General features: G+C 40.8%; 10 protein-coding genes. 7 read left to right on the top strand and 3 right to left on the bottom strand.

All coding sequences use genetic code 11. The features are described from left to right. Positions 1–308 precede the first annotated feature (308 nt). The 3 genes from R8N28_RS11800 to R8N28_RS11790 all read left to right on the top strand — a co-directional run bounded on the left by R8N28_RS11800 (position 309) and on the right by R8N28_RS11790 (position 5,706). On the top strand, positions 309–1,478 hold the full coding sequence (locus R8N28_RS11800) for an efflux RND transporter periplasmic adaptor subunit (protein ID WP_025768141.1): 1,170 nt from the start codon (positions 309–311) through the stop codon (positions 1,476–1,478). Between the two features lie 12 nt (positions 1,479–1,490). Next, positions 1,491–4,631, top strand: a complete 3,141-nt coding sequence (locus R8N28_RS11795) for a multidrug efflux RND transporter permease subunit (RefSeq protein WP_318183383.1) — start codon at positions 1,491–1,493, stop codon at positions 4,629–4,631. Between the two features lie 145 nt (positions 4,632–4,776). Further along, complete coding sequence (locus R8N28_RS11790; protein WP_065274561.1) at positions 4,777–5,706, top strand: LysR family transcriptional regulator; 930 nt, start codon at positions 4,777–4,779, stop codon at positions 5,704–5,706. Positions 5,707–6,934: 1,228 nt separating this feature from the next. Here the strand turns inward: R8N28_RS11790 and R8N28_RS11785 are convergent. Beyond that, positions 6,935–7,834 (bottom strand): LysR family transcriptional regulator, encoded by a 900-nt coding sequence (locus R8N28_RS11785; RefSeq protein ID WP_065274563.1) that lies wholly within the window; start codon positions 7,832–7,834, stop codon positions 6,935–6,937. A 112-nt stretch (positions 7,835–7,946) separates the two neighbouring features. On the opposite strand from R8N28_RS11785, the gene eamB reads away from it, so the two are divergent. From eamB to queC, 3 genes are all read left to right on the top strand, one after another. Further along, positions 7,947–8,531: a cysteine/O-acetylserine transporter gene (gene eamB / locus R8N28_RS11780; RefSeq protein WP_005388201.1), complete on the top strand. Its 585-nt coding sequence runs from the start codon at positions 7,947–7,949 to the stop codon at positions 8,529–8,531. Positions 8,532–8,839: 308 nt separating this feature from the next. Beyond that, positions 8,840–9,181 carry a helix-turn-helix domain-containing protein gene (locus R8N28_RS11775; protein ID WP_025768136.1) on the top strand — a complete coding sequence of 114 codons (342 nt, stop codon included), beginning with the start codon at positions 8,840–8,842 and terminating at the stop codon, positions 9,179–9,181. A 67-nt stretch (positions 9,182–9,248) separates the two neighbouring features. After that, entirely contained in the window at positions 9,249–9,905 is a 657-nt protein-coding gene (queC, locus tag R8N28_RS11770) for a 7-cyano-7-deazaguanine synthase QueC (protein ID WP_005377298.1), read from the top strand. 309 nt (positions 9,906–10,214) lie between these two features. Here the strand turns inward: queC and queE are convergent, their stop codons facing one another. Next, a complete protein-coding gene (gene queE, locus R8N28_RS11765; protein WP_005377296.1) occupies positions 10,215–10,865 on the bottom strand; it encodes a 7-carboxy-7-deazaguanine synthase QueE in 651 nt (216 codons plus the stop codon). A gap of 216 nt (positions 10,866–11,081) precedes the next feature. Here queE and R8N28_RS11760 point away from each other — a divergent pair, with 216 nt between their 5' ends. After that, positions 11,082–11,891: a Cof-type HAD-IIB family hydrolase gene (locus R8N28_RS11760; protein ID WP_017821691.1), complete on the top strand. Its 810-nt coding sequence runs from the start codon at positions 11,082–11,084 to the stop codon at positions 11,889–11,891. 160 nt (positions 11,892–12,051) lie between these two features. Here R8N28_RS11760 and R8N28_RS11755 read toward each other — a convergent pair whose 3' ends face one another. Next, positions 12,052–13,497, bottom strand: a complete 1,446-nt coding sequence (locus R8N28_RS11755) for a bifunctional NUDIX hydrolase/phosphatase PAP2 family protein (protein ID WP_065274564.1) — start codon at positions 13,495–13,497, stop codon at positions 12,052–12,054. Positions 13,498–13,637: the final 140 nt, after the last annotated feature.

Raw genomic sequence — 13,637 nt, 5'->3', positions numbered from 1 at the left:
TTTTATGGTTCAAATTGCATCAGTGAATTGCAAATAATGCACGAATTAAAAACGCTTTAATTTTCGTCGCTATCTTTAGCTTCTGTTTAGTTATTCCTATCTATTATGGCTTATTACATTTAACAATACTCCACGTCTTTAAAACCCTAAACTGACCTTTTTCAAACCAAAAAGTGAGCATTTTGACCAATATTTAATCGTGCATTTTTATCACTACTCTATGTTCGCTGAGGGCCTATTTACCCATAGGTACAATGAATACAATGCCGTTCCTTTTAGTATGAACAGAATCATTTAGGGCGCGACAAATGTTAAAGAAAGTTTTCGGCATTGGCCTTTTATCCGTTTTAGCTGCTTGTGCAGACGAAGAGATAACCAAACAACCTAATACTCCCTTACCTACGATAGACGTCTCCAAAGTCATCTATGAGCCCGTTCAATCGTGGTTCACCTTTACAACAAGGCTTCAAGCCCCAGAGAAAGTTTCTTTAATGCCACGCGTTTCCGGAGTTATTGAAACGGTAGAATTCAAAGACGGACAGAGTGTCAACAAAGGTGACTTACTCGTCACTCTTGATGATCGAACCTTCAAAGCTCAGGTCTCACGACTTGAAGCGCAAGTTAAGAGTGCTCGAGCTGCGCTAGAGCAAGCAGCAAACGAACAAAAGAGAGCCGCCCAACTGGTTAAGCGAAAAGCCATCTCAGCGGAACAAGCAGAGGCCCGAGATACCGCAGTAAAGCAACGCTCTGCAGAACTAATGGCCTTGCGTGCTCAGTTAGAATCCGCAAAGTTAGATCTTGAGTTTACGAAGATATATGCCCCTATTAGCGGCACTATTTCAAGAGCATTCATTACTAAAGGAAACAATGTAAACGCAAATCAAAGCGTTATATCAAACATTGTCTCTAACGATCAGGTATATGCATACTTTGATGTCGATGAGCGAACTTGGAACCGTTACTTCTCGACAATCAATGCCGACTCTAACTTACCTACTCGTCTTGAACTATCTGGACAAAATGGGCAGGTGTTTTTTGGACGCGTTGACTTTGTCGACAACTCCATCAACGAAAACACCGGTACTTTGCAGGTTCGAGCGGTATTCGATGCAACAAAATCAAACTTAAAAGTGGGATCGTTTGGCCGAGTTCAGATATCAACAACCAAACCAGTTGAACGAGTTCTCGTTCCAGAGCGTTCTATTGGCACAGATCTAGAAAACCGCTTTGTATTAACACTCAATGAAGAGAATACGTTGCAATACAGCATCGTAACCTTAGGCGAACGTTACGGAACATTTCGTGCTATCGAGAATGGCTTGAACGCCGACTCAATTATTGCGGTAAATGGCCCAGCAAAAGTTGGCCCAAATAGCAAAGTCACACCAAAAAATGTCACGCTAGATATTAGCAATACTTCATTGATTATGGCTTCAAACTCAACATCGTTGCCAAACAAACGTTTAGCTCAAGACTAAGAAGACAACCGAATGAAATTTGCACACTTTTTTATTCAAAGACCCATATTTGCCTCTATGTTATCGCTATTGATATTAATAGTAGGCGCAATTTCACTTTTGCAGTTGCCTGTGAGTGAATATCCAGAGGTTGTCCCTCCTACAGTAGTAGTTACAGCAAACTATCCTGGTGCGAACCCAAAAGTAATCGCAGAAACAGTTGCTACGCCTCTGGAGCAAGAAATTAATGGTACAGAAAACATGTTATATATGTTTTCACAGGCAACCAGTGACGGCAGAATGACATTGACCGTAACCTTTGCTTTAGGTACGGACTTGGACAAAGCTCAGGTTCAAATTCAAAATCGCGTCACTACAGCTTTGCCCCGGTTACCAGAAGCCGTCCAACGGTTAGGAGTTGTTGCCGAAAAAGCCTCTCCTGATCTCACCATGGTTGTGCATATATATTCTCCAGATTCTAGCCGTGAAGTCAGTTATTTAGCTAACTACGCTAATTTAAACTTGAAAGATGAGATAGCTCGGCTCGGAGGCGTTGGTGATGTGCGCCTTTTCGGTGGTGACGAGTACTCAATGCGCTTGTGGTTAAATCCAGATGAGCTCGCTTCTAGAAATCTAACCGTAATGGACGTTGTCTCCGCCGTCCGATCTCAAAACCAACAGGTGGCAGCAGGCTCATTAGGTGCGCAACCAGCCGCTAATGAAAACCAATTCCAAGTTTTGTTGAACGTAAAAGGCCGCTTGGAGAATATTGATGAATTCAACGACATTGTAGTAAAAGTTGACGAAACAGGGGCTTTGACACGTCTTAAAGACGTTGCACGCGTAGAGCTAGGTCAAAACTCTTATGCACTGCGCGCCTTGTTAAATGGTAAACCAGCGGTGGCGATGCCCGTATTCCAACGCCCTGGTGCTAATGCTATTGAGCTATCTAATCAGGTTCGTTCAACCATGGACCGTTTACAAGCAGCCTTTCCAGCTGGAGTTTCATATGAAATAGCCTACGACCCGACCGTCTTTGTTCGTGGATCGATAGACGCGGTAGTTCATACTCTGCTAGAGGCAATTGTACTAGTTGTTGTCGTAGTCATTTTGTTTTTGCAAACATGGCGCGCGTCTATCATCCCTATCATTGCGGTGCCTGTTTCATTAATCGGTAAGTTCGCCGTAATGCAAATGCTTGGAGTATCGATTAACACGCTTTCGTTGTTTGGGCTTGTTCTCGCCATAGGCATCGTCGTCGATGACGCCATTGTCGTCGTCGAAAACGTGGAACGGAACATCCATAATGGACTTGCACCACTAGAAGCAACGAAACAAGCAATGACCGAAGTTACCGGGCCAATTATTGCAATTGCTTTAGTGTTATGTGCGGTGTTCATCCCGACGACCTTTATTACAGGGTTATCCGGTCAGTTTTATAAGCAGTTCGCACTAACAATTACGATCTCGACGATTATTTCAGCAATTAACTCGTTGACGTTATCGCCTGCTTTATCAGCACTGCTATTACAAGATAAGAACGCAAAACCCGATCGGCTAACCAAGCTCTTGGATGCGGTTTTTGGTAAGTATGTTTTTGCGCCATTCAATAGAATTTTTGAGTATAGCTCGAACCAATATCAAGCTCTGGTCAAGAAGCTGATTCGCTTTAGCCTTGTTGTTGTGGTGGTATACATTGCGTTACTCGGGGGAACGGTTTCTCTATTCAAAGCTGTTCCTGGAGGATTCATTCCTCAACAAGATAAGCAGTATTTAGTTGCGATCGCCCAACTTCCAGATGCAGCAAGTTTAGATCGAACAGAGTCCGTTATTAAAGAAATGGAAAACCTCGCGCTGGCAACACCTGGCGTAGCACAAACCATTTCTTTCCCAGGCTTATCGGTCAATGGTTTTACTAACAGTCCGAATAGTGGCATCGTTTTTGTTACGCTTGAGGACTTCGATAAACGAAATGATCCAACTCTCGGAGCAAATGCGATTGTTGCATCTTTGAATAAGAGCTTTTCAATCATTGATGAAGCCTTCGTTGCGATTTTTCCACCACCACCAATCCAAGGACTTGGCTCTACTGGCGGCTTTAAACTTCAAATCGAAGACCGTGCGAACAAGGGGTTTGATGAGCTCTTCAAGCAATTGAACTTGGTAATAAGTGAGGCATCAACAAGACCCGAGCTGATGGGATTATATTCCACATTTCGTATACAAGTGCCGCAGATGGACATCCAAATAGATCGTGAACAAGCGATGCTGCAAGGTGTTCCTCTAGAGCAGGTTTTTGATGCGCTTCAAGTTTATTTAGGATCATTATACGTCAATGACTTCAATATGTTTGGTAGAACATACAAAGTGAATGCCCAGGCAGACATGAACTATCGTCTCGAACCTGACCAAATACTTAACTACAAAGTAAGAAATGCTGCCGGACAAATGGTTCCTCTCGGCGCTGTACTGGAGATCATACCCACGATTGGGCCTGACCGCGTGATGCACTATAACGGCTACCCTAGTGCAGAACTAAACGGCAGTCCTGCTTTTGGTTACAGTTCAGATCAAGCCCAAACGGCTATTGAGGAAGTACTGGATCAAAACCTAGCAGAGGGAATGGTTTATGAATGGACTGATGTAACCTACCAGCAGATTTTGGCTGGTAACACGATGGTGTATATATTCCCACTTGTTGTCTTGTTAGTTTTCATGGTGCTAGCTTCGCAGTACGAGAGTTTAAAACTGCCATTCGCTATCATTTTGATCGTTCCTATGACCATTTTTTCTGCACTAGCAGGTGTTTGGTTCATTGGTGGTGACAACAATATATTCACACAAATTGCTTTGATTGTCCTTGTGGCTCTAGCGTGTAAAAATGCCATCTTGATGGTGGAGTTCGCTAAAGAACTTAAAGACAATGGCCAAGATACCTTATCAGCGATTTTGGAAGCATGTCGTTTACGTCTTCGACCGATTCTAATGACATCAATTGCATTTACCGCTGGTGTTATTCCATTAATGATTGGTACAGGGGCCGGAGCGGAAATGCGACAAGCAATGGGTATTGCCGTATTCTCGGGTATGGTAGGCGTAACGGTATTTGGATTACTACTCACACCTGTTTTTTACATGTTAGTGAGTCGAAACAAAAAACGTCAAACACTATAACCATAATATAAATACTCATTTAAATTCATACTAAAGGGAGCTATTGCTCCCTTTTCTTTTGGTTATTAAGTATATTAATAATTTCTAGACAGAGCAGTAGTTATACATGAAACTAATACGCTAATATCTAACCTGGATAAACATTGTGGATTTAGCAAATAAACTACACCTGCTTTTAGAAGTCTCTAAAGCTGGATCTTTTGCAAAAGCAGCAGATGGGATGAATATCGACCGCTCTGTTTTATCTAAACACATCAAGCAGTTAGAAGAGCACTTAGGCGTTAGGCTATTAAACAGAACAACTCGCTCTCTTTCATTAACACAAGTCGGCCAGCAAATAGTTGAAAAAGCAGACCAAATATCTCAACTCCTTGATGATACTCAACAAATAGCGGAGAACTTTCAGACTGAGCCTTCAGGGAAAGTACGAATTTCAAGCTCAACATTATTTGGAAAACTCTATCTACAACCTTCGATAGAGAAGTTTTTACATAAGTACCCAAAAGCAAGTGTTGAACTAATGCTAGATGATCTTCATGTAGACGTGATTAGAAGTAATTTTGATATTGCTTTTCGAATCGGACCTATGAGGGACTCATCAATGGTAGCAAGAAAATTAGCAAAAAATACGACTGCAATCATTGCTTCTCGAAACTTAATTGAAAAACATGGTAACCCAGAAACGCCTGATGAGTTAGTTAAGCTACCTTTTATTATTTATTCAAATGGTAATTTTATTGTCGACAAACTTAAATTCTACGACAAAGAAAAATCAGATGGTTTAGATACATACCCAATATCAGGGTCATATATGGTAAATGAAGCTGAGCTAATAATTGAAAGCGTAAAGTCAGGTCTGGGCGCAGCACTTATAGGTCAATTTATGCTTCCTAACAACCTAGAGTATTCTAATTTAGTTCAACTTTTACCAGAATATGAAACTCAAGATTTTGGTGATATTTATGCTATGTACTCACACCGTCAGCAATCACCATTGGTTAGGGCATTCATTGATATCGTTCAAGAAGAAATTGGCATACCACCAATATGGGAAAAGCATTTCAATAAAAGCTAGGTGATTCTATTTAACCAAAATTAACATAAAATAAAAAATCAAATAAAAACAATAAATTAAACCAGTAACGTTTAATATTCATCGAAGTTTAATGTTAGGTGAATTAAGTTCCATTCTAAATGGCGCTTAATTCACTAAATATAAAAAATTCTTGATTTATAATACTAACAAATCCATCACCTATACAAGTTACGATGTATATTGAAGAAAAACACACCTCGGTCACTAGTTTGTTAGTATATAAAATATCTTATCTTATTTTTTTGGTTATTTATACGTTAGCAACGATTTACTTTAGCGTAAAAATGGACAAAAGCACATCGGAGAACTCTCTTATAGAAATGACTCAAATAGCATTTGTGCTTTTTTCATCGTTAATGTGTTTGTATAAATCTAAGGAATATCTTGAACTCAAACACATATTAGTAATAATGTCTTCATTTTTTATGGTTATATTCGTTAGAGAAATGGACTACCACATAGAGCAGTATTTCCCTCACGGTTCATGGAAGTATCCTGCTTGGATTATAATAGTCTCGGTCTGTTATTTTTGTTTTAATAATATAGTTAACATAAAAAATGAGGTAAAACTTTTCATTTCTCATTCTAGCTTCACGACATTAACGATTGGATTTTTTATTGTTTTCTTATTCTCACGATTTGCAGGGTATGGTGATTTTTGGGTCGAGTTCATGGGGAACTCATACAATAGAGACGTGAAAAACTTGGTTGAAGAAAGCTTAGAGTTACTAGGTTACGCGATACTTTTAAACGGTGTTTTACTTATTAAAGTAGAAAATCACTAAGTATAAATAAGAGTTCAGAGCTTGTAGTTCAAGCTTTGAACTTTTTTGGCTAAAAAAAAGAAGCAAATTATATTTGCTGCAAATGATGAAAAAAACAATATGCGTAAGTTAACTTCCTAGCAATGGATGCGTTAACGAGTTAATAATAACGAACCGTAACAATTAAGTCTCGTTGAAAATAATCCATAAAGAATGGCATTTATTACACTGTTAATTATGTAATCTAATCTAGTTATCACACGCCGTCGTTTTTATATCTTATCTCTTTCCGTCAATAAATAGCTCTTCACATCAGATCCCATTTATCATCCCACAACAGTCGGATTCAAAACAAAGCAATAAAAATCAATAAATTAGAAGTAGCCACTTAAAAAATAAAAAGGAGTAAAAACGAAACTATATCAGATAGAACATATTAAAGATCACCAACTCTGAGTAGAAAGCCGTTCATACTCGTTACGCATACAATCAATAAAGACTTCCATCGCCGGCGTCACACACTTCCCAGAATGATAAGCGCAGAGTGGCTTGATCATCTTTGAAAATTCGGTGAACTCAAGCTCTTGTAAACTGCCCTCTTGCAACTCTTTTTCAACCGTAAAACGAGGTAAGTAAGAGATACCAATATTACTCTCAACGCAATTTTTGATCGTATTAATACTGCTAAGTTCGATCATGTTGTCGATGCTAATATCACGCTCTTGAATAATGCTCTCAAACATCTGTCGAAAAAGGCACTTAGGGCCATTGCTTATAAACCCTAAATCAATATGTTGCTCTCTCTTCTTTAAATCTAGCCCTTTTAAAAGCGGTGAAGCAACCAATACCAGTGGCTCCTGCTCAAACTCGTGCACCTTGAGTGTATCGTCATTACCTACTCGATAAAACACACCTAAATCAGCTTTATCCTCTATCAACTCATCTCGAATCTGATAGCAATTTTGTGATTGCAGAGAGAGTCTGACATTGGGCGCTCTGATCCTGAACTCTTTTAAAACATTAGCCATCTTATAAGCAAGTTGAGTCTCAGCAATCAGCACTTTCAATTCACCGGTCGGCTCCGAGTTTTCTTGCTGTGCTGTTCCCTCAATATTTTCCATCACTCGCGCCAGTTCATAGACGTAAGGCAGTATCTTTTCTCCTGCTTGAGTCAAAACCATCTTACGCCCTATTTTTTCGAACAGCTGCAAAGACAGATCTTGTTCCAACTGCTTGATTTGAAAGGTGACGGTTGATTGCGTGCAATAAAGCTTCTGTGACGCTTTTAGAAACGATCCTTCTTCAACAATAGCTTTAAAAGTAAGAAAGCGTTTTAGATTCATGACTAGACTCCACAACCAACAGTTCAATAAATTAAAAGTCTAAGTTTTAATTTATTCAATTTTTTAATCAATTGTAGCGAAGTATAGTGCAGTAAAAACAGGAGAGATAGAGATGACCGCCATCTACACCGCATTTTTTACTTACGTAATCATTACTTCAATTACACCAGGGCCAAACAACATTTTATCGCTCAGCATCGCGACGCAATATGGACTAAAACGCTCAACAAAAGTGATTTCGGGGATGTTTTGTGGCTATGTTGTTTTGATGCTACTTTGTGGCGCTTTCACGTATAACATGATCAGCCTCTTGCCCGTGATTACACCTTGGCTAACATGGATTGGAGCAGCTTATATTGTTTGGTTGGCTTGGGGGCTTGCTACGAGTGAGATCAAAACTTCATCGGATAATTCTAAAGGTATCAGTTTCTTAACAGGTTTCGGTTTGCAGTTCGTTAATGTGAAAATCATTCTTTATGGAATTACCTCTATTTCTACGTTCGTACTGCCCCACACTCAGAATATCTACTGGATCTTAGCGACTAGCCTCATTCTTGCTTTGATCGCACTCCTTAGCAACGTAGTCTGGGCCGTTGCAGGAAAGCTACTTCAATCGCAATTCCAGAGATATGGCAAAGTCATCAATATGAGCTTAGCAGCAGCTCTGATCTATTGTGCGACACAGTTATTTACTTAAGTATATAGTTGATCATCAAGAACAATATTGCTCTTCAACTTAGACGACTACGTTTATGTGAAGAGCAAGTTCTGCTCTACAAATCGCTGCGGTTTCTCGTGCCCTTACTCGCTCTTCCCGCTCCTCCATACGGCAGTTTTTGAAGAAGTAGATTCAACGTCACTTAATCAACCTAAAGAGACGAAATCTTGTTTAGCTATACATACACGGCCTTGGCGACCTCGGTAATAACTAAGTATTACTTAGTATACACAAATCAGAAAAACTAAGATAATCTTAGTCATCCAAGTCCTTCGTATGAACTTTAAGTGTTGTTTAATAACCCACTCCCAGCCCGCCTTAAGCATGCGCGTAAACAAGCGAATCTGTCCCAAAAAGCACTGGGCATCCGTATCGGCATGGATGATAGTTCTGCAAGTGCAAGGATGAATCAATACGAAAGGGAGCGCCATACTCCCGACGTAAAAACGCTCAAACTTATCGCAGATGAGCTAAACGTGCCTCTAAACTATTTTTTTTGTGAAGATGAAATCACCGCTGAACTTGCTGTTAATCTCCACAAGCTGTCAAATGATGACAAGCAAAGAGTGCTTGAGAGCACAGCCCAGTTGATTGCGGACGCAATCGCCACGAACAAGTCGAGTACGTAATAGGGATTAAACGCCTAAGAATACGTATCAATACCAAAGAATCAAAGAGCATAACTAAGGGTTCAACATGGCTACAACAAAAGCACTTGTGGTTTTTTCCGGTGGGCAGGACTCTACGACCTGCTTAATCGATGCATTAAATACATATGATGAAGTTCATGCTATAACGTTTGATTATGGCCAGCGTCATTCAGATGAAATAGATATCGCTATCGAATTAGGTAAGCAACTTAACATCAAAAGCCACAAAGTCCTGGATGTAAAATCAATTAATGAGTTAGCGATAAGCTCTCTGACAAGAGACAACATTCCGGTATCTAATGACTTAAGCGACGCTAACGTACCCAATACATTCGTTCCAGGGAGAAACATTCTCTTTCTTACTTACGCATGTATCCATGCTTACCAGCTTGGCATTCAAGACATCATTACGGGAGTCTGCGAAACAGACTTTAGTGGTTACCCTGACTGCCGAGACAACTTTATTCGCTCTCTAAATCTCTCTTGCAATTTAGGTATGGATAAAGCCTTCAATATTAAGACTCCTTTAATGTGGCTTACTAAAGCCGAGACCTGGGCTCTAGCTGATAAGCATAATATGTTGGAGTTTGTCCAAAACAATACTTTAACATGTTACAACGGAATCGTTGGTAAAGGCTGTGGTGAATGCCCAGCGTGCCTACTGCGACAAAGCGGCTTAGAAGAATACTTAGCGAGCAAATAGTCTTTGTTAGCGGTAATAGCGGTGGATAAAACCTTTTGCGTTAGCTTCTAAACGTTTTATCTCAGCGTGAAACTCCAGCCAACAGAGCTTCATTTTGATGCCGCCAGATTGGTGGCATCAATTAAATGCGAAACGATTGTCGAACCAAAGATAGCACCACACCACAACAGCCAACACTGCTTAGCTTTTACAACGCTATAAATTGTTTAGATATATCGACAATGTTTCGATAGCAAAGCTACCAACGGCATTACTCGCGAAACCGGGATTAGATAGAAAAGCTACCTCGAATGATGACGAGTCTCTCGTCTAAGCAATACTCAAATATTTATGAGTTTGAACAGACAAACGCCAATTGCGGGCAATACACGTATCAATACACAATTGCGTAGCACGAGGCTTCTGGCTAATTGGTTGTAGTGCAATGATAGTCTCAGCCGCCACGTTCGCATTTGCTAAAAGATCATCAAGGTGGTCGATGTCTTTCTGGGTACCGACTGGATGCTTAATCTCATTTGCCCGCTCTAACGCGCTATTAAGCACTGGTAATTTACCTTTCATTGCTACTTTTGGTGACACTGTCACCCACGTATTTTCTGAAGTAATCACTTCTGATGTGCCACTGGTTTCAATTTGGCATTGGCACCCCATATCTTCAAACGCCTTTGTTAAAGGGCGCAGATCATAAATACAAGGCTCTCCACCAGTAATCACGATATGCTTAGCATTAAAGCCTTGCTGTTGATATTGCTCTACGATGTTCTCGGCAGATGCAACACACCACGTCGGAGAATCTTCCGTTTTCACCAGAATATCGCCTATTTGACGTTGATCATTCTCATCTGCATACCACGTTTGTTTGGTATCGCACCATGAGCAACCAACCGGACACTCTTGAAGCCGAACAAAAACAGCAGGGACTCCAGTAAAAACCCCTTCCCCTTGGATGGTTTCAAACATCTCATTTAGCTTATACAACGCAGAACTCACTCAACTCATAACATTTCGAGGCGAAGACCATAATGGACACGCGTGTCTAGGTCAATTTAAACCAAAAATTAATTGTTAAAATAGACCATTTTGTAGTTTCATAGCGTAATGAATATAGGTTTCTGGTTAACGTTAAACCAAGCCTTATTCACTGACAGCTCCCAAAAAACTTTAAGGTAAGAAATGATGTATAAACTGATCGCACTAGATATGGATGGCACGCTACTCAATAGTGATAAAGCCATTTCTGAAGAAAACAAACAAGCGATCGCAAAAGCTCGAGAAGCAGGCGTTACTGTCGTTCTCGCTTCTGGTCGCCCATTAGAAGGAATGCAAGACAAGCTCGACGAACTGAATATCCATTCCGATCGAGATTTTGTTCTTTACTACAACGGTTCGATGGTCAAGAACGTAGGCACAAACGACATCATCCACCAGCAAATCATAGATGGTAAAGCTGCAAAATTGGTGGCGCGAAAAGCCGAAGAGCTAGGTGCGTACGTCCATGCTTTTAGTCAAGTTCATGGTTTAATCACCAACGAACACAACCCTTACACCGATATTGAAGCAAAGATAAATGGCTTAAATGTCACCGAGATGAACTTCGAATCACTAGAAGACGATCATCCAATCATCAAAGCTATGATGGTTGCAGAGCCAAGCAAACTAACAGAAGTTATAGCAGCACTGCCAGCTGAAATGCGCGAAGCGTTTACGGTTGTTCAAAGCGCTCCGTTTTTCCTTGAGTTTCTTAACCCTGCGAGCAACAAAGGTATTGGTGTTGCCGCAATTGCCGAGTATCTGGGAATTAAACCGGAAGAAGTTATCTGTATGGGTGACGCAGAAAATGACCACCACATGCTGAAATACGCTGGCCTTGGTATCGCGATGGCAAATGCAATGGAAGAAACCAAGCAAATCGCTGACTACATTACGGCAAGTAATGATGAGCACGGTGTCGCTAAAGCTATAGAAAAGTTCGTGCTCAATGCATAGCCCTTTCCGCCATGTCAGTTGCGTTAAGCTTCTTACGTTTAACACCCCTAGCCGTCCAAGATAGGCAAGCGGCGTTTTTCGTGGACTAAACGTGTAAAAGCCTTGCTGTAATGCAAGGCTTTGTTTTTACTCAAATACTAATAGATAACAAATACAGCCATCAATCTAGCAACGTTTTGCTCGATTGGTTTTCACAAGTCAGCTTCCTTGCAAGCAGCATAAATAACAACATTAATAAAGGATAATGTAACGTCGACAAGACTAATGACCACAAACCGCTAAACGATACGATAATAGCCGAGTACAAATAGAGTTGATCAACAAGCAACAATGCCAGCGTTACAAAGATCATCTGCCGAGTATCTAAATGTGCTTTCGACTCTTTAAATGTCATGACCAACGCTGATGCAGTGATTAAAATTGCTAGCCAGCGACCAAACACAGGTAATGGCCAGATGACGGAGATGACCGCTGTTGCCGCAGTCATAATGAACCAGACGCCTTTTGAGCTTAGAACTTGATCAACGTTCACATCTTGATTTGTTTCCAGTCGAAGAACATGCCAAGCCACCAAGCTGCCTAACAGCGCGCCAAATAACATATCTAAAATAAAGGCACTGCCGAGGAAAAACTTACCTAACACCACAGTAAGAGTGATGAACACGAAGACTGCCGTTGTTCCATTCAAACCAAAATACTGGGTTCTATGAAACAAGAACGTCAGCACACAAAACCACACAGCGATAGGCAAGCTAGGAAAACTAAAGCCAAAGCTGTGCGTTAACTCCATCATTGGTATATAGACATGTGGGCGCGGTAGCGAAAAGCCTTGTTGAGCGACAAGCACCATAAGCGACGTTGCACTAATTGCGAAAAAGAGTCGGTACACAAACCGGCTACCAAAGCGCATCATGGCAAAAGGAAATAGAAAGAGTAGTACCGTCGGTTCTGTCAGATCTATAACGAGTTTCGAGATCTGACTAGCTACCTCGTAACTCGTTTCTGACAACGCCCCTACCCAACTCTGTAAATCTATCAGCCACGCCAATTCAACCTGACGAAATGAAGGCGCGGATTCGATCAACTGAGTCACATAAGATACTGATTGCTTGGTAGCTTGATCAAAAAACTGAGTGGCTTGTGGCCATTGCTCAGGATAACGATATAAAGATGATGGTAATTCAGATGGGCTAAGCAACATCGCTGACGCAACTTCTACTCCATAATGAGGGGCAAACCAAATAGGCAGTTCATTTCCACCTAAAGAGTTATTCATAGAAAAAGCGATAATGGCAGAGTCTGATATACAGTCGTAAAAAACCGCAGTGTCCGTTCTGCCAAGCTCCTCTCCAACCGTAACCACTATACCGGTTTCTTCCCACGTTTCTCGTTGAGCAGCAACTTGTGGAGACTCACCATCAATAATGGTTCCGCCAGGTAGAGAAATCTTATCCGTTAATACTTCATGAACTAGCACTAACTTGTCATCAGCGCGAACAATACAGAGCGCTCCTTTAACTTCGCTCGCAGTGGCTTTAGCCGTAGAGATCGGTGAAACAGGTAACAAAATAAAACAAAGGATGAGTAATAACAGCTGTCTCAACACAAAATATGACCTTAAATAAACATAATGATAACCAATGAATCATGGCAGTTAATCTTATCTTTTTCGACAAAAATTAAGTAACGAGTTATGCCAAACTGAGTTGATCGCGTAAAACCTGATCTCAACGCTCACTGGAGAAT

This window comes from Vibrio sp. Vb1554 (genome assembly GCF_033344235.1).
The sequence above is the reverse complement of the archived record's forward strand: the minus strand, read 5'-3'. Positions and strand labels throughout refer to the sequence as shown.

Bases quoted from the DNA above. Each gene is read 5' to 3' on its own strand.
- R8N28_RS11800 (WP_025768141.1), top strand. From the start codon at position 309: ATGTTAAAGAAAGTTTTCGGCATTGGCCTTTTATCCGTTTTAGCTGCT.
- R8N28_RS11795 (WP_318183383.1), top strand. From the start codon at position 1,491: ATGAAATTTGCACACTTTTTTATTCAAAGACCCATATTTGCCTCTATG.
- R8N28_RS11785 (WP_065274563.1), bottom strand. From the start codon at position 7,834: ATGAATCTAAAACGCTTTCTTACTTTTAAAGCTATTGTTGAAGAAGGA.
- eamB (WP_005388201.1), top strand. From the start codon at position 7,947: ATGACCGCCATCTACACCGCATTTTTTACTTACGTAATCATTACTTCA.
- queC (WP_005377298.1), top strand. From the start codon at position 9,249: ATGGCTACAACAAAAGCACTTGTGGTTTTTTCCGGTGGGCAGGACTCT.
- queE (WP_005377296.1), bottom strand. From the start codon at position 10,865: ATGTTTGAAACCATCCAAGGGGAAGGGGTTTTTACTGGAGTCCCTGCT.
- R8N28_RS11760 (WP_017821691.1), top strand. From the start codon at position 11,082: ATGTATAAACTGATCGCACTAGATATGGATGGCACGCTACTCAATAGT.